Origin of the sequence: Methylogaea oryzae (assembly GCF_019669985.1) — a bacterium.
In the GTDB taxonomy this organism is placed as follows: domain Bacteria; phylum Pseudomonadota; class Gammaproteobacteria; order Methylococcales; family Methylococcaceae; genus Methylogaea; species Methylogaea oryzae.
In genome coordinates this window covers 3,193,602-3,213,989 of record NZ_AP019782.1, presented here as the reverse complement: position 1 = coordinate 3,213,989, position 20,388 = coordinate 3,193,602, and the positions used below count along the sequence as shown (strand labels likewise).

Genomic DNA, 20,388 nt, shown 5'->3' with positions numbered 1-20,388 from the left:
CCCTCGGCGTTTGAAGCCATAAAATCCGCAAAAGATGCCTGTCGATAACGGATGCGCGCGTCGCCGGGGAGGTGCCGCGGCGTGTCTCGATTCGAAAGCCGCCTCCGTGGCAGCGATCCCCGCGTCAGCAGGCGAGTCGGGAGAAAAAACGCGTTTTCGCGCCGCTAACCCGCGCTCGGGCCGAGTCCAAGGAAAGGTCGTTTCTCTTGGTTCCGCCGTATTCTTGCGCGGATTTATTGCAGCTTGATGACACGCCGAGCGGGCGTTCGGCGCCGAGTTATCTGTCTTCGATCGCGTTCCTCGCGTCGTCCGGTGCGAGGTGGCGGATATCCTTGCCGAGGGTGTAGTAAACGACGTACTCGCAGATATTGCAGCAACGTTCGCCGATCCGTTCCATGGCGCGGGTCGACCACATGATGTCCAGGCAGGCGGGGATGGAGCGCTGATCTTCCACGATAACGGCGACTTGCTGGCGCATGACGCTCTCGGATTCGACATTGGCCGACTTGCAGTCATCCATGACCCGGAACGCCTGTTCCACGTCCATGCGGTCGAACGCGTCCAGGGCGTTGCGCAGCATCGTTCCCACGTGGGCGGCGAGATGCTTCTGCTCGGCGAACCGGCGGCGGTCGGGGAGCTGGTTGGAGAGGTCGATGGCGCGGTGCGCGATGAGTTTGGCCTCGTCGCCGATGCGTTCCAGGTCGACGGTGGTTTTGATGACCGCCAGCACCAAACGCAAGTCGCGGGCCGTCGGCTGCCTCCGCGCTAAGATCTGCGTGCATTCTTCGTCGATGGACGATTCCAGCGAGTTCACGGCGGCGTCATTGACCACCACTCGCCTGGCCAGGTGCGCGTCCCTGTCTTCCAGGGCTTTGATCGCTAGTTTTACCTGTTCCTCCACCAGCTCCCCCATGCCCTGGATACGGCGGCGGATGTCCTCCAGCTCCTGGTCGAACGGTTTGGAGATATGGTGCCGGGAGTCGTTGTTGTCGGGCATAGGAGTCACCGATTGGGTTGCGCTCGGGGTTCGGGATCGCCGGAACGGCTTCGCGCTCGCGGCGAAGGTGCAGGACGATGCCGGCTTATTATATGGCGGCTAGAGGCCGTTGGCCGCTGCCGTGGCCCCGTGCCGGCGGCGGCGGCGCTTAGCGGGGGCGCTGCGTCGGTTCTGTCGGCATGGGGCCGGACGGGTGATATGACGCCGGGTCGTCCAACGGTTCGATATGGGTGGATACAGCGGCGCCCGGCAGCGCCGCCTGGATGTCCGCCTCGATACGGTCGGCCAGGTCGTGGGCCGCTTTGACCGATAGATCGCCCGGCACCAGCAGGTGCAAGCTGACGAAGCGATGGGCTCCCGATTGGCGCGTGCGCAAGTCATGGAAGTCGACGCCGTCGCTAAGGCGATATTTCTCCAGCACCCGCAAAATGCCGGCGTTGTCCTCCGCCGGCAGGGCCGCGTCCAGCAATCCGTGGACGGACCGGTAAATCAGCGTCAGGCCGGACCAGACAATGTGCGTCGCCACCAGCAGGGCGATGATGGGGTCCAGGATGTATTCGCCCGTCAGCCACGCCAACCCCAAGCCGGCGGCCACGCCCACGGAGGTCCAGACATCCGACATGAGATGGGCCGCGTCCGCTTCCAGGGCGATGGAGCGGAAGCGTCGCCCCGCGGACTTGAGCGCCCGTGCGGTCAGCAGGTTGATCAGGGACGCCGCCGCGGCGACGGCCAGTCCCCAGTCCAGTTGCTGCAAGGGATGCGGCGCCTGCAGGTGATCCAGCGACGACAGGATGATCAGCGCCGCGGCGATCAATACCAAAAGGCCTTCGATGGCGCTGGAGAAATATTCCGCCTTGCCGTGGCCGAAGTGGTGCTTCTCGTCGGGAGGCTTCGCCGCGACGGTCAGCGCATAAACGGCGATCAGGGCCGCCAGCAGGTTGACGGAAGATTCCAGAGCGTCGGACAGTAGACCGATGGAGTTCGTCAGCCAGTACGCCCATGCCTTGAGCGCCATGGTCGCCAGAGCCGTTGCGACCGACAGCAGCGCGAAGCGGCGAGGGATCCCCGCTGCGGGGCGAGTGTTTTGCTGTGGAACCATCCGCTACCGTCGATTGATGCGAGCAGGCTGCGATCTGCCCAAGCAGAAGGAAGGGGCGGGCCGTCTTCCCGCTGAAAAATCAAAGTGGCGTCCCCAGGGGGGTTCGAACCCCCGTTGCCGCCGTGAGAGGGCGGAGTCCTAGGCCACTAGACGATGGGGACGTTGGAGGGCGCGTAGTGTAACCGAATGCGGTGCCTCGCGTAAAACTTTACGAGGCTCCGGCGCGAGGGCGCGCCCAAGGAAAGGGCGCGCCCGGCGGGATTACTTGGTGTTGTACATTTCCCAATTGGTGTTGTACGTCGTGTCCCGCGAGAAGTTTTCCCAGATGAACGCGGGGTTCACCATCGGCTTGGTGGGGATGAAAAACGTCAGCATTTCCACCGCTCCCATGCCGGTGCGGCCCATCATGTTGAACATGCCCTTGAAAAAGCCCATGGGAATGCCGGCGGCGGCTCCTTGCGTATTGGATTCCACATACATGCCTTTGGGGATTTCCCCGACGCCGGTGGCCATGTTGATGATGCCGTTGCCGAATTTGCCGCTGATGCGCGATAGGTAGGTTTCGGACGGTTCCGCGGCGTTGGCGCCGGCGGCGGCCAACAGGGCGCCGGCAAGCAGCAGCGATTGCAGTTTTTTCATGGTGCTTATCCTCGGTGTTTAGTGACGCGCGACTAGTATAACCAAAAAGCCGGTTGGGGAATTGCGTCTGAATGTCCGTTTAAACTATGGCAAATACCCGGGAGATTCTCGATGAAAGCCATAGCCGTCGATAGCGATCGTCAATTTGTGCCAGTGACTTTGGAAACGCCCAACCCGGGCCCGCGCGATTTGCTGGTGCGGGTGGACGCCGTCGCCGTCAATCCCATCGATACCAAACGGCGCGGTTTGTTGCGGCCGGGCCAGCCGCCCCAAGTGCTGGGCTGGGACGCCGCCGGCGTGGTGCAGGCAGTGGGGGAGGCCGTCAGCTTGTTCCGTCCGGGGGACGCGGTGTATTACGCCGGGGATGTGATGCGCCCCGGCTGTAACGCGGCTATGCAACTGGTGGACGAGCGCCTCGTCGGCCGTAAGCCGGCCACCCTGGATTTCGAGCAGGCGGCGGCGTTGCCGTTGACGACGCTTACCGCCTGGGAGTCACTGTTCGATCGTTTGGGCATCGCCGCCGACGGCGGCCATCGGGGCCGCAGCCTGTTGATCATCGGCGCGGCCGGCGGTGTCGGCTCCATCGCCATCCAGCTGGCGAAACGGGTGGCCGGCCTTCGGGTGATCGCCACCGCTTCCCGGCCGGAATCGCGGGAGTGGTGTCTGGAGTTGGGAGCGGACCTATGCGTGGGCCACGGCGACGGCCTGGTTGCCAATCTCAAGGCGGCCGGCGTGGCAAACGTCGATTACATCCTCAACTGCAGCAACGTCGATGCCTACTGGGGCGCCATGGCCGAGGCGGTGCGGCCGCAGGGAGCGGTGTGCTGCTTGGCGTCCGCCGAGGGACCGCTGGACATCAACCTTTTCAAGACCAAAAGCGCCGCTTTCGTCTGGGAGTTCATGTTCACCCGCGCCATGTACCAGACCGACGACATGGCGCAGCAGGGCGCCATTCTCAACCGGGTGGCGGCGCTGGTGGAGTGCGGCGCGATCCGTTCCACCCTGCGCGAATGCCTGGGGGCGCTGACGCCGGCCAGCTTGGCGCAGGCCCATGCCCGCCTAGAAAGCGGCCGGACGTTGGGCAAGTTGGTGTTGAAAGGCCTGGTTTAAACGGGGCGGGCGGCGCGGCTCAGCGCGGCAGCTCCGCCGTTTTCCCTCCTTTGCCAAGCCCACCCCTCGGGCGGGATAGGGGCGCGTCTTCCAGCGGCGGCCCACTTGTCGTTTCACTGAGTCCCTATAGCGGCGCGCCGCCTTGATCTCCGCCGGCCTGGCTTCCAGATCGGCGGTCGTCGGCGCGTCGGCCCGACCGGGCAGGACATTCTGGTGCCTCCCGCTCAAGCCGTGGTCTCGCCTGGCACGCTGCCGTTAACTACCGGTCGCCCGTTTGGCCGGGTAACCCTCGCCCGACTTAGCCCCGACGCCGTCGCTGTCGGTAGGTCTGCAAAAAACGTTACCAGGATTTGCAGATAGATCCCTTTTCCCCGCAGTTTTACTTCCTTTGGTCATTCCCAATGAACCGCGTCATTCGATGGAATACGTGGCTTTGCCGTGAGTTTCGATGCGTGGGTTTGTCTTGGCATGAATGATGCCTTTGCTGTCGATGTATCGGCTTTTGAATTTGGAAAAGCGTCGGCGTTCGATGGCGGCTTGGTCGGAAACGAGCGAACGTCGCGAAACGGCGTCATTTATGAATTTAGTTGTGCTTTGGTTAACGGCCTTCGCCTTATGTTTTGTCGTTTGGCGCGGTCTCGTGGGTAAGGTTTACTCGTTCGCCTTTTGGGCTGGTCAATTGCGTAAGACGGTATGTCAAGTGTTTGGCTGCTTATGGCATTGTCATGAATAGAGGACTTTTGATCCTTGCGTTGTGCGCGCTGTCGCTAACCGCTACTTTGCTATGGGCCGATACAGCGAACAACCCGTATACGCATGTCGTGACGACGCGGTTTCCTCGATGGATAGCGGCTCATCGAGGCGGCGAATTTTCCAACTTTCGACAAGGCACGATACCGCAGTTTCTGCGCGCGATCCACGATGGGGCCAACGTTCTTGAAATGGACGTGCGCTTGACTAAGGACGGTATCGCCATAATTCATCATAACGCCAGCCTCGGCAAGCTGAATTCCTGCTCTGGTAAGGTATCCGATTATACGCTGTCAGAATTGCGTGGCCGGTGTCAGATGGCCGATCAAGCACTGAAAGGCGAGTTTATCCCTACGTTGGAAGAGGTTTTGTCGACGGTTCACGGGGATGCGGTTGTGAATCTGGAGGCGAAGACGTTTGATTCGATCGGTCCCATGCTTCAACTGGTGGCGAAGCATCATGCATATAATTGGGTCTATATATCGGCTTATCCGGATTTTTATGCGGCAATTCGGCAGTATGAACGCCAATACGCGCTGTCTCAGCAAATCATGGTGGAATACAATCCTGCCGGAAGCCAGCAGCTGTTAGAGGAGGGGTTGCGCCTGAAAGACATCAACATCATTGCGATGCAGTTGCATCCGAAAACATTGACATGCAAAAACGTTCGAGCCATTCATGAAACCGGCTTGAGGGCATCGGCTAATTCCTGGCCATATGTAGGGTTCAACGAGCGTATGGCGTCGGGCTGCTCCGAGATTTTTCGTCGCGGCATTGACATCGCCCGCACCAATAACGTCCCGTCCTGTAAAGTCCAGAAAGTCGTCTCGCAGCACGCCGCGCAGAACGATTGCGAAAGCGGCTGAGTATTCCTTCTATTGATGCCGTTACCACGTCATGCCTCGAGGGCATAGCGCGTTTGCGCGCCTGTCTCAGCGGTCGCCGCCAACGCTCGGGACGCGGCCTCTTCGTGGTCTACCGTTCGCCGGATTACTGCCGCCTCGCCGGTTGCCGACGTGGTTGCGTCGTTGTCGGAAATGGAATTGTGCGCCGTTCACCGTTTGTTAAGGAAGGGGTGTCAATACTAATGCTCCCACACACAAAGCACTGCATTGTCATTCCTGCCGTTTCTCCCCGCCGCCGAATGCTGAGTCGTCATCGAGAAGCAACGAGATATTTTGCGAAATCAAATGCCCCGCCTGAATGAAAGCCTCAATATAAATTCATCCGAACCTTTTCAATTATCGGCTGGCGATCCGTATCGTCAAGATTACTTTTTAGAGCTTCATAACCGTTTTGGGTATAGCCCGCATGGACTGATCGGTATTTTGCCGAACTCGTGGGGCTGGATCGATTCGAAACAACGCGGCGCCATTAGTTATCTGGAGGTCGGGAATGTCTGGTTGGCTAGCGACCCTTTAGCATCCGAAAGTCATGTTCAGGATGTTGCCAAGCGTTTCATGAACGTGGCGAATGCTCGGGGTAAAATCGTCAGTTTTGTTCCGGCGACTATGCGGCTTGCGCAGGGCGCCGAATATCTCGACATGGACGCGGTGTCTATAGGGGCATCTCCGTATTTCGATTTGCAGGCGTGGAGCACTAAAGGCAGTGAGGCGAAAAAGGTGCGGGAAAGGGTGAACCAATCCATTCGTGCCGGCGTCGCGGTCGAGGAACTGCGTGGGGGCGATATTTCGAAAGCCGAATTATCGGAGCTGTGTAATGGCTGGTTGGATACTCGCCGGTCGATAGAATTCGGCTGGCTTTTTTCCCTCGATCCCCTGCGTTTCAGCGACCGCAAGCGGTACTTTTTGGCCAGGACTCCGGAAGGAAAAGCGGTCGGGCTGCTGGTGGCCAGTCCTATGCCTGTCCGGAGCGGTTGGTATCTGGAGGACGTGATTCGTCATCCCGCCGCACCGAAGGGCACTTCGGAGCTTTTAGTCGTCGAGGGGATGGCCGCGCTGGCCCGCTCCGGCTCTAAGATCGCTACGCTCGGAACGATGTTGGCCGCCTATTTGGACCTGGGCGAGCCGGTTAGCCGTGGCGATTATCGATTCGCCAAAAAGCTGTTCCCGCTGGCCTGTGGCCATATGGAATCGGTTTACAATTTCAAGGGCGTGCGGTGTTTTAAGGAAAAATTCGCGCCGAGCTGGATGGAGCCGGAATTTATTATGTTTCCGGCGGGTTTTTCTCATCCGGTGCGTATTGCCGTTGCGGCGGCTCGCGCGATTTCAGAAGCCGGTCTTAAAAACGCCATCGGGAAAAGAATTTCGGCATGGCGGCGCGCCCCTAACCGGGTTGTCCGTCAGTATTTGCTGAATTGCAATCAAGCTTGAACAGCGTCTTGCACGGCGGACGTCACGTACCTTGCCCTAGGTTTTGTTTCTTGGTTCCGGCTAGTCGGCTGTTGCCGATTCGATGCCTTCCATCGCCACTTCGGCCATAAGGCGGATTTCGTCGGGAGTGACGATATAGGGCGGCATGAAGTAGACGACGTTGCCCAAGGGGCGCAGCAGCACGCCGCGTTCCAGGCCATGGCGGTAGACGGTTAAGCCGCGGCGCTCCTGCCAAGGGTAAGGCTCTTTGGTCGCCTTGTCCTTGACCAGCTCGATGGCGAGGATCATGCCGGTTTGGCGGATTTCGGCGACGTGGGGGTGGTCTTGCAAAGGCGCGGCGGCTTCCGCCATGCAGCGGGACAAGTGGCGGTTGTTGCTTAATACGTTGGACGTTGGATGCGCCATGGTTGCCGACGCTTCCTTTAACTCCCTCACCCTGCCCTCTCCCTGAGGGAGAGGGGGCTCCGGCGGTCTGTCCGTGAGTTGGAATTCAAACAAATCCAGCGTCGCCAGCGCCGCGCGGCAGGCGAGGGGGTTGCCGGTGTAGCTGTGGGAGTGCAGGAACGCCTTTAATGTGGCGTAGTCGTCGTAGAAGGCCTGGTAGATCACCTCCCGCGTCAGCACCGCCGCCAGGGGCAAATAACCCCCGGTCAATCCCTTGGACAAACACATGAAGTCCGGCGCGATGCCGGCTTGTTCGCAGGCGAACAGGGTGCCGGTGCGGCCGAAGCCGACGGCGATTTCGTCGGCGATCAGGTGCACGCCGTGGCGATTGCAGGCTTGGCGCAAGAGCGTCAAATAGACCGGGTGGTACATGCGCATGGCGCCGGCGCACTGCACCAGGGGTTCGACAATGACGGCGCACACCTCCTGGGCGTGCCGTTCCAGGGCTTGTTCCATGTGGGTGAAGGCGCGGCGGGAATAGGCTTCCCAGCTTTCGCCTGCCTCTCGGTGATAGCAGTCCGGGCCGGGGACGGTGATGACGTCCATCAGCAGCGGCCGGTAGGTTTCCTTGTATAGGGCCACATCGCCCACCGCCAGGGCGCCGAGGGTTTCGCCGTGGTAGCTGTTGCTCAACGTGATGTAGCGCGTCTTCTGCGGCTTACCCGTGTTGCGCCAGTAGTGGAAGCTCATTTTCAGCGCCACTTCCACGGCGGCGGAGCCGTTGTCGGCGTAGAAGCAGCGGGTCAGGCCGCTGGGGGCGAGTCGGGTGAGGCGCTCGGCCAGTTCGATGCCGGGCTGGTGGCTGAAGCCGCCAAATATGACGTGCTCCAGGTTGTCTACCTGGTCTTTGAGGGCGGCGTTGATGTCGGGGTGGCTGTGGCCGAACAGGTTGACCCACCAGGAGCTGACGGCGTCCAGGTAGCGCTTGCCGTCGAAGTCTTCCAGCCAGGCGCCCCGGCCGCGGCGGATGGGAATCAGCGGCAGTTGTTCGTGGTCTTTCATCTGGGTGCAGGGGTGCCACAGCACCCGCACATCCCGCTCCATCCACCGCCGGTTGTCCATGGCCTTACTGCGGGGCGGGCAGTCCCAGGTTTTTCCAGAGGGCCAGCATGGTGTCCGCCTGGTTCATGGTGTAGAAGTGCAGGCCCGGCACGCCGCCTTCCAACAGGCGCCGGCACAGGTCGCTCACCACTTCCAGGCCGAAGGCGCGGATGGCGTCGCGGTCGTCGCCGTAGCATTCCAGTTGCTTGCGCACCCAGCGGGGGATTTCCGCGCCACAGGCTTCGGAGAAGCGCGCCAGCTGCGAGTAGTTGGTGATGGGCATGATGCCCGGCATGATGGGAATGTCGACGCCCGCCTTGTGCGCCCGCTCGACGAAGTTGAAATAGGCGTCGGCGTTGTAGAAGTATTGGGTCAGGGCTTCGTCGGCGCCGGCGTCCACCTTGCGCTTGAAATTGAGGAGGTCCGTTTCGGCGTTGGCCGCTTGCGGATGCACTTCGGGATAAGCCGCGACTTCGATGTGGAAATGGTCGCCGGTTTCCCGCCGGATGAATTCCACCAGTTCGTTGGCATAGCGGAACTCGCCGGTGGCCAGCATGCCGGAGGGCAGGTCGCCGCGCAGGGCGACGATGCGTTTCACGCCTTTTTGCCGGTAATCGTCCAGGATGGCGCGGATGCCGTCCCGGCGCGAGCCGATGCAGGACAGGTGCGGCGCGGCTTCGATGCCGGTGTGTTGGAGTATGTCGCACACCGTTTCGACGGTTTTTTCCTGGGTGGAGCCGCCCGCGCCGAACGTGACCGAGAAAAATTCCGGCTTGAGGGCGGCGAGGCGCTGGTAAGTCTGGCGCAGTCTGGCCGCCGCTTCGTCGTCGCGCGGGGGGAAAAATTCGAAACTGAACTTGTGGTTCACGGGCAATGTCCTTGGGGCGGGTGGGCCGATGCCCGGAGGGCGGCATGGCGTAAGGCGGTTATTTTATGGGGACGGCTAAAAATTGCCATCCTGGCGATTTTCGCCCCGCCATCCCAATCACTTGAGCCAGCCGATTTCCTCGGCGGTTTTGGCGCCGATTAGCACTTTCTGCAGGGAGGCGGGGATGGTGGCATGGTCGGCGCTGACCGGGGTGCGGCCCGCCATCAGTTCGGCCCATTGCTGCGGCAGGCGCGGGTTGGCGTCGGGCTCGGCGAACCCTTCCGGATAGCGGGGATAGTTGCCGACGGGGTCGTATTTGTCCGTGGCGCCCAGGGTGTGCAGCAGTTCGTGGGCGATGATGACGGCGTTTTGCTTGTGCTGCTTGCGGATACCGTACAGGTTGGCGGTGCCAGCCATGGATTCGCGCAGGGCGAAGGAGTTTTCCACCACTTCCCGTTGGGTCGGGTCCACGTAAACCAGGAACAGCTTGACGTGGGGCTTGAGGCCCGGCGCATCGCCGTGCCGCCAGGCCCACCAGCGGAACTTGAGGCTCCACAGCATGATATCCAGCTTGCTGCGGCCCTGGCCGGGCGGCGCGGGCGGCAGTTCGCTCACGGTCGGGCCGAGGAACAGGGTGATGGGGCGGAACATGCCCTTGCCGTAGCGCTTGGCTTCTTCTTGGAAAAACTCCTCGATGTCGTCGAAGTCCGCGTCTTGCAGGGTCTGGATATAGGCCGCGGCCTCCTGGCTGTTGTCGCCGTTGATGGGATAGACGGCTACGTCCAGCCCCATGGTCCAATCGGTGCGGTGATAGGCGCGCCAGCGTTCGGTGGCGACCACTACCAGGATCAACAATAAAATCGTGACGCGGATTTTTTTGAACATGGTCCTTTTCCGATGCGGTCCTTCGAGGAGGGGGAATTCTTGCGCCTACTGTAGCGCGAAAACGGCACCGCCGTAGCCCGGATGGAGCAAAGCGGAATTCGGCGTGGGGTATTGCCTACCCGGATTGCATTGCGTCCCATCCGCGCCACATCTGCCGCGCCCATGAAAAAGGGGCCTTGCGGCCCCTTTCTCTTTCCGGCTCTAACCGCGGATCAATAGCGGTAGTGGTTCGGCTTGTAGGGGCCGTTCTTGGGCACGCCGATGTAGGCGGCCTGTTCGTCGGACAGCACAGTCAGGTTCGCGCCGATTTTGCCCAGGTGCAAACGGGCCACTTTTTCGTCCAGGTGCTTGGGCAACACGTACACTTCGTTCTTGTACTTGTCGCCGTGGCAGAACAGCTCGATCTGCGCCAGAGTCTGGTTGGTGAAGCTGTTGGACATCACGAAGGACGGGTGGCCGGTGGCGCAGCCCAGGTTCACCAAGCGGCCTTCCGCCAGCAGGATGATGCGGCGGCCGTTGGGCAGGATGATGTGGTCCACCTGCGGCTTGATGTTTTCCCAGGTGTACTGCTTCATGGCGGCGACTTCGATTTCCGAGTCGAAGTGGCCGATGTTGCAGACGATGGACTGGTCTTTCATCTTCACCATGTGGTCGTGGGTGATGACGCCCACGTTGCCGGTGGCGGTGACGAAGATGTCGGCCTGGTCGCAGGCGTCGTCCATGGTCACCACGCGGTAGCCTTCCATCGCCGCCTGCAGGGCGCAGATCGGGTCGATTTCGGTGACCCACACGGTGGCGCCGAGGCCGCGCAGGGACTGGGCGCAGCCCTTGCCCACATCGCCGTAGCCCAACACCACGGCGATCTTGCCGGCGATCATCACGTCGGTGGCGCGCTTGATGCCGTCCACCAAGGACTCACGGCAGCCGTACAGGTTGTCGAACTTGGACTTGGTAACCGAGTCGTTGACGTTGATGGCCGGGAACGGCAAGCGGCCTTCGGCCTGCATGGTGTACAAGCGGTGCACGCCCGTGGTGGTTTCCTCGGTGACGCCCTTGATGCCCGCCTGCATTTTCGAATACCAGCCCGGCTTGGCGGCCAGGGTCTTCTTGATGGAAGCGAACAATACTTCCTCTTCTTCGCAGGTAGGGTTGTCCAGCAGGGACGGGTCTTTTTCCGCGCGGGAACCCAGGGTCACCAGCACGGTGGCGTCGCCGCCGTCGTCCAGGATCATGTTGGGGCCGGCGTCGCCCGGCCATTCCAGGATGCGGTGGGTATATTCCCAGTACTCTTCCAGGGTTTCGCCCTTGTAGGCGAACACCGGGATGCCGGCGGCGGCGATGGCGGCGGCGGCGTGGTCCTGGGTGGAGAAGATGTTGCAGGAAGCCCAGCGTACCTCGGCGCCCAGCGCCACCAGGGTTTCGATCAGCACGGCGGTCTGGATGGTCATGTGCAAGGAGCCGGAAATGCGAGCGCCTTTCAGCGGCTGGCTGGCTTTGTACTCCTCGCGGGTGGCCATCAGGCCCGGCATCTCCGTTTCGGCGATGCGGATTTCCTTGCGGCCCCAATCGGCCAGGGACATGTCTGCGACTTTGTAGTCGTTCATTCGAGTGGTCTCCAAGAGAATGAACGGGCGCCGTTGCGTTGATGAAACGCTTGCCACCGAGCCTGGCCCCGTAGTTTTCGGGGTTGCAGCGCCCCTCGGCGGCACGGCGTGAATTTAGCTAGGCATGGTTTTCTTGAGCGGTCGGCACGGTTTTTCTGTGCGGCCGAAAGCGGAAAGCGCGTTGGAGCGCTTTCCACTGCCAGTGGAACGGCGGATTGCCGGACTTGTCAGCTTACAGCCCAGCCGCGGCGCGCAGGGCGGCCGCTTTATCGGTGCGTTCCCAGGTGAAGTTGTCGCCGACGCGGCCGAAGTGGCCGTAGGAGGCAGTCGGACGATAGATGGGGCGCAGCAGGTCCAGGGCGGCGATCAGGCCTTTCGGGCGCAGGTCGAAGTGCTCGCGCACCAGTTGCACGATGCGTTCCTCGGCGATGCGGCCGGTGCCGAAGGTGTCCACTTCGATGGAGGTGGGTTCGGCCACGCCGATGGCGTAGGAAATCTGGATTTCGCAACGGTCGGCCAGGCCGGCGGCGACGATGTTCTTCGCCACGTAGCGGCCGGCGTAGGCGGCGGAACGGTCTACTTTGGACGGATCCTTGCCGCTGAAAGCGCCGCCGCCGTGACGGCCCATGCCGCCGTAGGTGTCGACGATGATCTTACGGCCGGTCAAGCCGCAGTCGCCGACCGGGCCGCCGATGACGAACTGGCCGGTGGGGTTGATGTGGAATTTGGTGTCCTTGTGGATCCATTCCTTCGGCAGCACGTGCAGGATGATTTCGTCCATCACCGCTTCCTGCAGGGTCTTGTAGGGCACGTCCGGCGAGTGCTGGGTGGACAGCACCACGGCGTCCACCGCCACCGGCTTGTCGTTCTCGTAGCGCAGGGTCACCTGGCTCTTGGCGTCCGGGCGCAGCCAGGACAGCATTTTGCTCTTGCGCACTTCGGCCTGGCGTTCCACCAAGCGGTGGGCGTAGGTGATGGGAGCCGGCATCAGCACGTCGGTTTCGTTGGTGGCGTAGCCGAACATCAGGCCTTGGTCGCCGGCGCCTTGTTCGTGGCTGGCCGATTCGTCCACGCCCATGGCGATGTCGGCGGACTGCTTGCCCAGGGCGACCATGACGGCGCAGGTTTCCGAGTCGAAACCGATGGCCGGGTCGTCGTAGCCGATATCCTTCACCACGCCGCGCACCAGCGCTTCCATGTCCACCCAGGCGTTGGTGGTGATTTCACCCGCCAATACCACCATGCCGGTTTTCACCAGGGTTTCGCAGGCCACGCGGGACTTGGGGTCCTGCGCCAGCAGCGCGTCCAACACAGCGTCGGAAATCTGGTCGGCCATTTTGTCCGGATGGCCTTCTGACACCGATTCGGAAGTGAAGATGTAATTTCTGCTCACTGTTGGGAACCCTTTTACTAGTGCGGTAAATTTGGAATTTCGGGAATCGTCGTCGATGCGGGCGAGCGCCCTGGGAAAACGATTGAAAACCGCGCAATTATATATCAATGGTCTTTTTTCGCCAGCTTCCTGCCCTGGGGGCCGCGGCGGTATATCTTCAGCACGAGCCGCAGGAACCACGGCGGGCGTTTTAGCACGATGTATAAAGCGATGAAGCCGAATATGGGCAGCGGCACCACCGCATCGACGAGGGAGATAAAAAACAGCGCGACTAGAAGTTCGAACCGCATCATGGGGTTCGCGCGCCTCTTTCGTGTTCCAAACGGCGCAGACGCTGGCGCGCCGCGCTGGCATGGCGCCGGCTGACCTCCACTGGTTCGGCCAGTCCCGCCAGACGCACGCGCAGCGTGCCCGCCGGGCTTTTTTCCAAGGCTACGATGTGCGCCAAAGCTACCAGGGCGTTGCGATGCACGCGCAGGAAACGGTCGGGGAATTCTTCTTCCAGGCTTTTGAGGGAGTCGTCGATCAGCGCTTCTTCCTTGGCGGTGTACAGCGTGGTGTATTTCATGTCGGCGCTGAAACAGCGTATTTCCTCCAAGGGAATCAGGCGTAGATTGCCCTGTTGCCGCACGCAGATGTGGCTGCGGGGGGCGGCGGGAAGGTCGCGTTGCAGTTGTTCCCAGCGTTCGGCGCCGAAACGCCGCGCCTTGCCCAGCGCCAGGGCGAGTCGTTCTTTGCGCACCGGTTTGAGCAGATAGTCCACCGCGTTCAAGTCGAACGCCGCCAGCGCGTGCTCGTCGTAGGCGGTAACGAACACCACCGCCGGCGGTTCGTCCATGCGCGCCAGCTCCCGCGCCGTCTCCAGGCCGTCCATCAACGGCATGCGGATGTCCAGCAGGACCAGGTCGGGGCGGGTTTCGGCCCAGGCCAACAGGGCGGAGGCCCCGTCCGCGGCTTCGCCGACGACGGCGGCTTCCGGCGCGGTTTCCGCCAGCAAGTCCTGAAGCCTTCGCCGCGCAGGGGCTTCGTCGTCGACAATGAGGATTCTCATCGGTAGCGTGGCCTCCCATGGTTATTCGTCATCGGCCCGGCTCAAATACGGGAAAGCCAGGGACGCGTGGAATACGCCGCCGCTCTGTTCCAGTTCCAAGCTCCCCTCACGGGGGAAGCAGGCGCTCCAGCGCGCCCGAAGGTTGTCCAGGGCTTGGTGGCTGCCGTCGCGCCGCTGTTTGTCCGGGCCGATGGGGTTGCTGACCGTCAGGCACAGTAGCGCGCCGCGCCGTCCCCGTCGAGTGCCGGCTATTTCCAGGCAGCCGCCTTGCGGCAAGGGCTCTATGCCGTGGTACACGGCGTTTTCCACCAGCGGTTGCAGGCTAAGGGGCGGCAGCAGGGCGTCTTCAGGCAGCGCATCCAAGCGCCATTCCACCCGCAGGCGGTCGCCCAGCCGCTGCTGTTCGATGTTGAGGTAGCGTCGGGCCAGGGCGGTTTCATCGGCCAGGGTGGTCCAGCGCTGGTCTCGTCGCAGGCTGGTGCGGAAGAGGTCGGCCAGATCCAATACCAGTTCCTCGGCTTGATCCGGCCGGCTACGCAGCAGGCTGGCGATGGTGTTGAGGCTGTTGAATAGAAAGTGCGGCCTCATGCGCGCTTGCAGGGCGTCGAGCCGCGCTTCCGCTTCCGCTTTGATCTGGCTGCGCCAGCGGGCGTGGATGGTCATGTGACGCAGCAGCACGGCGGCGATGATGCCGCTAACCGTCATATTGCGCGCCAGGACGGTGGGGATTTGGTCGGCCGGCACCAGCACGAAGAACCAGCCCATCGCCGGCAAGCCGAGGTAGACCAGCCAGTTGGTCAGCAGGGCTACCGCCTGCACCAGCAGGAAGGCGAGCGGACCGCTCCAGTGGTCCGGCAAGCGAGCCAGGGGGCGGTGCAGCAGGGTCAGCAGGATGGCGCTGCCCAGGGCGATCCACTGCATGAACAGCGACCGGCCGCCCAGGTCGATCCAGAAGTTCGTCGGCTCCGCGGACAGCGACAGCACTAGCGCCGCCAGCTCGGTGAGCAGCAGCAGCGGGAACAGCGCCTCGAATCGCCGGAAGTCCGGCAGGAAGCCGGCGGGCGGAGACTGCTCCAATGGCTTAGCGGCGTTAAGCGGCATGGTCTCTCGTGTCGTGGGCGGGCAAATAACCGGGCCGGCGGCGGCTTGGGACGCGCCGCGCGCTGTAAGGTCGATTATAATTAACGTCCGATATTGAATTAATCAAAGCCATTATGTCCAGCGACACCGCCAAACCTTGGGCCGGCCGTTTCACCCAGGCCACCGACGCATTCGTGGAAGCTTTCACCGCCTCGGTGGATTTCGATCAGCGTTTAGCTCCTTACGACATCCAGGGTTCCCTGGCCCACGCTCGCATGCTGCACAAGGTCGGCGTGCTGACCGAGGCGGAGTGCAAGTCCATCGTCGACGGCCTGGAGGCCATCGCGGTGGAGATCGAGCGCGGTGACTTCTTCTGGTCGGTGGAACTGGAAGACGTGCACATGAACATCGAGGCGCGCCTTACCGACCGCATCGGCATCGCCGGCAAAAAGCTGCACACCGGCCGCTCGCGCAACGACCAAGTGGCCACCGACGTGCGTTTGTACCTGCGCGCCGAGATCGACGCCATCGTCGCCGAGCTGGATCGCTTGCGCCAGGCGCTGCTGGACCTGGCCGAACGGGAAGCCGACACTATCATGCCCGGCTTCACCCATCTGCAGGTGGCCCAGCCGGTGACTTTCGGCCACCACATGATGGCCTGGTTCGAGATGCTTTGCCGCGATCGGGAACGGCTGCTGGACTGCCGCAAGCGGGTCAACGTCATGCCCTTGGGCGCCGCGGCCCTGGCCGGCACGCCCTATCCCCTGGACCGCGACTACACGGCGGAGCTGTTGGGCTTCGAGCGACCCAGCTACAACTCCCTGGACGCGGTCAGCGACCGGGATTTCGCCATCGAATTCACCGCCGCCGCCAGCCTCATCGCCGTGCATTTGTCGCGCTTTTCCGAAGAGCTGGTGCTGTGGACCTCGGCGCAATTCGCCTTCATCGACCTGCCTGACCGCTTCTGCACCGGCTCGTCCATCATGCCGCAGAAAAAGAACCCGGACGTGCCGGAACTGGTGCGCGGCAAGACCGGCCGGGTGGTGGGTCATCTGATGTCGTTGATCGTGCTGATGAAGAGCCAGCCCTTGGCCTACAACAAGGACAACCAGGAGGACAAGGAGCCCTTGTTCGACACGGTGGACACCATCAAGAACTGTCTGCGCGCTTTCGCCGACATGATGCCCCACGTGCAGCCCAAGCGGGAGCGCATGTACGAGGCCGCAAAGCAGGGTTTCGCCACCGCCACCGACCTGGCCGACTACCTGGTGCGCAAGGGCGTGGCCTTCCGCGACGCCCATGAAATCGTCGGCAAGGCGGTGCGCCTGGGGGTGGAAAGCAGCCGCGACCTGGCGGAGATTTCCCTGGCGGAATTGCAGGCGATTTCCCCTTCCATCGGTGAGGATGTGTACGGCGTGCTGACCCTGGAAGGCTCGGTGGCGGCGCGCGATATTCTCGGCGGCACCGCCCCCAACCAGGTGAGGGCGGCCATCGCCCGAGCGCGCGGGTAATTGGGATAAGCAAGCCTGAAGCTATGTCCGCTAACATCACGACCCTGGTGGACTTGATTCGCCATGGGGAGCCGGTGGGAGGGCGCTGTTATCGCGGTCATCGTGACGATCCCCTCAGCGAGAAAGGTTGGGCGCAGATGCGCGAGGCGGTGGGCGATCGTTGTCCCTGGCAGGCGGTCGTCAGCTCCCCTTTGAGCCGTTGCCGCGCGTTCGCCGAGGAGCTGAGCCGCCGTCACGGCCTGCCTTTGCAGCTGGACGATCGCCTGAAGGAAATCGGTTTCGGCAGCTGGGAAGGCCTGACGGCCGACGCGGTGGAGCGGGAGCAGCCCGGTGCTCTCATGCGCTTTTACGCCGATCCGGTGGCCAATCCGCCGCCCGGCGCGGAGCCGCTCGAGCGGTTTCGCCGTCGCGTTGCCGAGGGCTGGGAGGATTTGTGCCGGGATTACGCCGGTCGGCACGTGCTGGTGGTGGGCCATGCCGGCGTGATGCGGGTGTGCGTCGCGTTGGCCCTGGATTTACCCTTGGCGAGTTTGTTCCGCATCAAGGTGGACAATGCCGCCGTGACCCGCATACAGTGTGATCGAGCCAGCGACGGGCCGCCGTTTTACCAGTTGCTGTTCCATGGTGGCGTCTTATAGTTTTTAGTTTTCGGGAACCGCGCTTCGGGCGTTCCCGTTAATTTCGTTCGTGCGGAGTAGGGGCCTCAAAGGCCAATGTGGAACTGCGGATAGTCATTAACAGTGCATCGATGAGCAGCCAAGCGGAAAAACCGAGCGGAACGCAAACCATCACGACTCCCAGCCGTCGGGAGCTGGACACGGCGATTGCGCGTTTCCGCGCGCTCAATGGCCAGCGCATGCAGCGCATGATGGATACCTTGACGGCGCGTCAGGGCGATTTCCTGCACCTGCTGCCGCTGTTGTTCCATTGCAATTATCCGCAGCTGCCGGGGTACGTGACCGCCAGCACCCCCTGCGGCATCAGCGGCTACGCAGCAACGGAGGATACTCGCAAGGCCGTTTCCCGGCTGGCGCGCAACATCAGCATCCGTAGTCCGGCGGTTCGCCGTTTCCCCATTTACGGCTTGTACATTATGGGCAGCGTCGGCACAGTCGCTTATTCCAAGTCGTCGGACCTGGATATTTGGCTGTGCCACGCCCCATTCCTCGAGGCCGATGAATTGGAGGCGCTGGGAGAAAAGGCCAAGGCGGTGGAATTGTGGGCCGCCACCCTGGATCTGGAGGTCCATTTCTTTTTCATGGACGTGGATCAATTCCGCAGCGGCGTCGGCTGTCCCATTTCCAAGGAAAGCACCGGCAGCATCCAGCATCACCTCTTGCTGGAGGAGTTTTACCGTAGCGCGTTCTTTATCGCCGGCCGCATTCCCATTTGGTGGCTGGTGCCGCCGGAGCATGAGCATAGTTATGGCCTTTATACCGATATGCTCAAAGGCAGCGGTTTGGTGGCCGAATCGGAATACCTCGATTTCGGCGGGTTGGAGTCCATGCCCGCCGACGAATTTTTGGCCGCTTCCCTCTGGCATTTGTACAAGGCCATCGCCTCGCCGCACAAGTCGCTGCTCAAGCTGCTCCTCATGGAAAGCTACGCCAGCGAGTATCCCGCGGTGGAATGGGTCAGCACCCAACTGAAGCGCGCCGTATACGGCGGCTTGGTGGATGCCAACAGCTTGGACCCGTACATCCTCATGTACCGCAAAGTGGAGCAATACCTCGACGCCAAGGGGGAGCACGAGCGCTTGGAGTTGGCGCGGCAAAGCTTCTACCTCAAGGCCAACGAGGCGCTCAGCCAAGACAGCACCGGCCGGTCCAACCAGCAGCGCCGCAGCACCTTGTTGGGATTGATCCAGGAGTGGGGGTGGGGCAATCGGCAGCTGCATATCCTGGACAGCCGCCGGCGCCGCATGCTGCTCAGCATGATCGAGGAACGCAAGGAAATCGTGCGCGGCTTGCGCGGTTGTTACCAGTCCATTCGCCAGTTTTCCGGCGAGCACGTGCAGACCACCTCCTATGAGGACCAGGAGGTGGTGCTGATCGGCCGCATGCTGTTCGCGGCGCTGGAAAAAAAGCCGGGCAAGGTGGATATTTTCGCCGTGGACCAGGAAAAAGGCGTCGAGGAGCAGGAGTTCTCTCTTTGCCAGGTCCGCATGGCGGACGAAACCTACGGTTGGTGTCTTTATATCGGGCGCATTCGGCCGGCGGACGCGCGGCGCCGCGATCCGGTCAAAAAGGCCAGCAGCCTGCTGGAAATCCTGGTGTGGATGGTCGCCAACGGCATCTACAACGCGCAAACCCATTTCACCATCGAGACCATTCACAGCATCCTGCCGTCTCAGGAACTGAGCCGCGTCATGAAGCTGCTGGACAAATTCCTGGCGCACAATGTCCATGAGGGGGATTCTCTGGATGTGTACCTGAGCCCCTCGAAAATCCAGAACGTTTGCCTATTGATCAACGTGGGCGAGGAGTCGGCCGTCACGCGCATCGCCACCCAGCCGGCATATACCGGGCGCAACGATCCGTTTTGCTATGGCATGAATCAATCCAGCCTGGTGATCAGTACCGAACAGATCAGCCTCACGTCGTGGCGCGAGGTGATGACGCATCGCTACGAAGGGCTGGAGGGGTTGTTCGAGTGTTTGTGCGATATATACAACCAAGCCGGCGAGGGGCAGGCCAAGCCGGGGTTCCAAAGCCATTGCCTGATTCCTACCCGGGGCGACGCCATCGCCCGCCGGGTGCAGCAGCTGTACGACGATTTGGGGCGGGTGTTCTGCACGGCCGCGGAGCGCCAGCCCCGCTATGTGGTGCGGGGGGAGCGGAGCTTCTATATTTTCAGCCGGCGCGAAGGCGTCTTGCGCTACGACAAGGCGGCCAGCGTGGAGCGGCTGTTGCAGGTGATGTCGCTGCCCATCCCGGAGTTCAGTCCGGTGCGGTTCGATCCCATCGCGCTGGACGGTTTGCCGCTGCCGGACATTTGCGCCCTTAATCGCGAAGGGGTGGTGCAGGTGTTTGCCATGTCGGATAAGCAAAACGTCGACATGTTTATACTCGACGAGCGCGGCTCCCTGTATTTCCGCCGCCATGCCAGCTCTCAGGTGCAGCAAGTGCTGAATCCCTACGCCACGTTTCTGGAGGCGGTGCAGCAACGCTATGCGTTGGCCGGCGGCTCCGCCGTGGAGTATCACTGGGTGGCCAAAGGCAGCGGCAACGAATATGTCATAGAAAAAATCTCCTTCGTCGCGCGCGGCATTTCTTCCAAAATCGACATCCGCGTCATCGGCCAGGAAATGGCGCCGGGTCGCGTCGCCTACACGATCTACACCGACGAGCGCGAGTTTTCCACCATGGAGGACGGCCGCGAACTGTTCAAACGGGCCGCGGAATATGTGTATCAGCGGCGCCAGAGCGGGGAGCGCTATCCCATCTATGTCACCGACATGGACGTGCCGGTGTCCGCCATGGGCATCGATAGCCAATCCCAGCTGCAAACCATTTATTTCCTCAAATACAAAGACAAGATCGAGGCGATGCTTAGCACGGGCGGCGAGCCGGTCACTTAGTCG

Annotated in this window: 17 protein-coding genes, 1 tRNA gene and 1 riboswitch; of the genes, 6 read left to right on the top strand and 12 right to left on the bottom strand. The window is 61.9% G+C overall.

The features are described 5' to 3' along the window. Positions 1 to 277 precede the first annotated feature (277 nt). The 4 genes from phoU to K5607_RS14165 all read right to left on the bottom strand — a co-directional run bounded on the left by phoU (position 278) and on the right by K5607_RS14165 (position 2,735). Complete coding sequence (phoU, locus tag K5607_RS14180) at positions 278 to 997, bottom strand: phosphate signaling complex protein PhoU (protein WP_054772650.1); 720 nt, start codon at positions 995 to 997, stop codon at positions 278 to 280. 148 nt (positions 998 to 1,145) lie between these two features. Continuing rightward, on the bottom strand, positions 1,146 to 2,096 hold the full coding sequence (locus K5607_RS14175; RefSeq protein WP_221047397.1) for a cation diffusion facilitator family transporter: 951 nt from the start codon (positions 2,094 to 2,096) through the stop codon (positions 1,146 to 1,148). 85 nt (positions 2,097 to 2,181) lie between these two features. Further along, positions 2,182 to 2,257, bottom strand: a tRNA-Glu gene (locus K5607_RS14170). 100 nt (positions 2,258 to 2,357) lie between these two features. After that, positions 2,358 to 2,735 carry an exosortase system-associated protein, TIGR04073 family gene (locus K5607_RS14165; protein WP_221047396.1) on the bottom strand — a complete coding sequence of 126 codons (378 nt, stop codon included), beginning with the start codon at positions 2,733 to 2,735 and terminating at the stop codon, positions 2,358 to 2,360. Positions 2,736 to 2,846: 111 nt separating this feature from the next. Here K5607_RS14165 and K5607_RS14160 point away from each other — a divergent pair, with 111 nt between their 5' ends. The 3 genes from K5607_RS14160 (at position 2,847) to K5607_RS14150 (ending at position 6,928) form a co-directional block, all read left to right on the top strand. Then, entirely contained in the window at positions 2,847 to 3,845 is a 999-nt protein-coding gene (locus K5607_RS14160; protein ID WP_054772652.1) for a zinc-binding alcohol dehydrogenase family protein, read from the top strand. A gap of 725 nt (positions 3,846 to 4,570) precedes the next feature. Beyond that, positions 4,571 to 5,461, top strand: coding sequence for a glycerophosphodiester phosphodiesterase family protein (locus K5607_RS14155; RefSeq protein ID WP_054772653.1), 891 nt, complete (start codon positions 4,571 to 4,573; stop codon positions 5,459 to 5,461). A gap of 312 nt (positions 5,462 to 5,773) precedes the next feature. Beyond that, positions 5,774 to 6,928 carry a DUF2156 domain-containing protein gene (locus tag K5607_RS14150; protein ID WP_221047395.1) on the top strand — a complete coding sequence of 385 codons (1,155 nt, stop codon included), beginning with the start codon at positions 5,774 to 5,776 and terminating at the stop codon, positions 6,926 to 6,928. Positions 6,929 to 6,988: 60 nt separating this feature from the next. Here the strand turns inward: K5607_RS14150 and bioA are convergent, their stop codons facing one another. From bioA to K5607_RS14110, 8 genes are all read right to left on the bottom strand, one after another. Then, positions 6,989 to 8,434: an adenosylmethionine--8-amino-7-oxononanoate transaminase gene (bioA, locus tag K5607_RS14145; protein WP_221047394.1), complete on the bottom strand. Its 1,446-nt coding sequence runs from the start codon at positions 8,432 to 8,434 to the stop codon at positions 6,989 to 6,991. A gap of 4 nt (positions 8,435 to 8,438) precedes the next feature. Then, the gene (gene metF / locus K5607_RS14140; RefSeq protein WP_246598868.1) at positions 8,439 to 9,281 is read right to left on the bottom strand and encodes a methylenetetrahydrofolate reductase [NAD(P)H]; all 843 of its coding nucleotides are present in this window, start codon (positions 9,279 to 9,281) and stop codon (positions 8,439 to 8,441) included. Between the two features lie 117 nt (positions 9,282 to 9,398). Further along, a complete protein-coding gene (locus K5607_RS14135) occupies positions 9,399 to 10,166 on the bottom strand; it encodes a hypothetical protein (protein ID WP_221047392.1) in 768 nt (255 codons plus the stop codon). Between the two features lie 212 nt (positions 10,167 to 10,378). Beyond that, a complete protein-coding gene (gene ahcY / locus K5607_RS14130; RefSeq protein WP_221047391.1) occupies positions 10,379 to 11,770 on the bottom strand; it encodes an adenosylhomocysteinase in 1,392 nt (463 codons plus the stop codon). 18 nt (positions 11,771 to 11,788) lie between these two features. Further along, positions 11,789 to 11,873, bottom strand: a riboswitch (S-adenosyl-L-homocysteine riboswitch). A gap of 129 nt (positions 11,874 to 12,002) precedes the next feature. Next, positions 12,003 to 13,163, bottom strand: a complete 1,161-nt coding sequence (gene metK, locus K5607_RS14125) for a methionine adenosyltransferase (protein ID WP_221047390.1) — start codon at positions 13,161 to 13,163, stop codon at positions 12,003 to 12,005. A 104-nt stretch (positions 13,164 to 13,267) separates the two neighbouring features. Further along, positions 13,268 to 13,456, bottom strand: coding sequence for a hypothetical protein (locus K5607_RS14120; protein WP_054772655.1), 189 nt, complete (start codon positions 13,454 to 13,456; stop codon positions 13,268 to 13,270). Then, positions 13,453 to 14,214 (bottom strand): LytR/AlgR family response regulator transcription factor, encoded by a 762-nt coding sequence (locus K5607_RS14115; RefSeq protein WP_054772656.1) that lies wholly within the window; start codon positions 14,212 to 14,214, stop codon positions 13,453 to 13,455. The genes K5607_RS14120 and K5607_RS14115 overlap by 4 nt, the downstream gene beginning before the upstream one ends. A 21-nt stretch (positions 14,215 to 14,235) precedes the next feature. Next, positions 14,236 to 15,315: a sensor histidine kinase gene (locus tag K5607_RS14110; RefSeq protein WP_221047389.1), complete on the bottom strand. Its 1,080-nt coding sequence runs from the start codon at positions 15,313 to 15,315 to the stop codon at positions 14,236 to 14,238. Between the two features lie 113 nt (positions 15,316 to 15,428). Between K5607_RS14110 and argH the strand changes: the two genes are divergently transcribed. From argH to K5607_RS14095, 3 genes are all read left to right on the top strand, one after another. Then, on the top strand, positions 15,429 to 16,805 hold the full coding sequence (gene argH / locus K5607_RS14105) for an argininosuccinate lyase (RefSeq protein ID WP_054772660.1): 1,377 nt from the start codon (positions 15,429 to 15,431) through the stop codon (positions 16,803 to 16,805). A 23-nt stretch (positions 16,806 to 16,828) separates the two neighbouring features. Continuing rightward, a complete protein-coding gene (locus K5607_RS14100) occupies positions 16,829 to 17,443 on the top strand; it encodes a histidine phosphatase family protein (protein WP_221047388.1) in 615 nt (204 codons plus the stop codon). A gap of 110 nt (positions 17,444 to 17,553) precedes the next feature. Next, a complete protein-coding gene (locus K5607_RS14095) occupies positions 17,554 to 20,385 on the top strand; it encodes a class I adenylate cyclase (RefSeq protein WP_054772661.1) in 2,832 nt (943 codons plus the stop codon). Positions 20,386 to 20,388 lie beyond the last annotated feature (3 nt).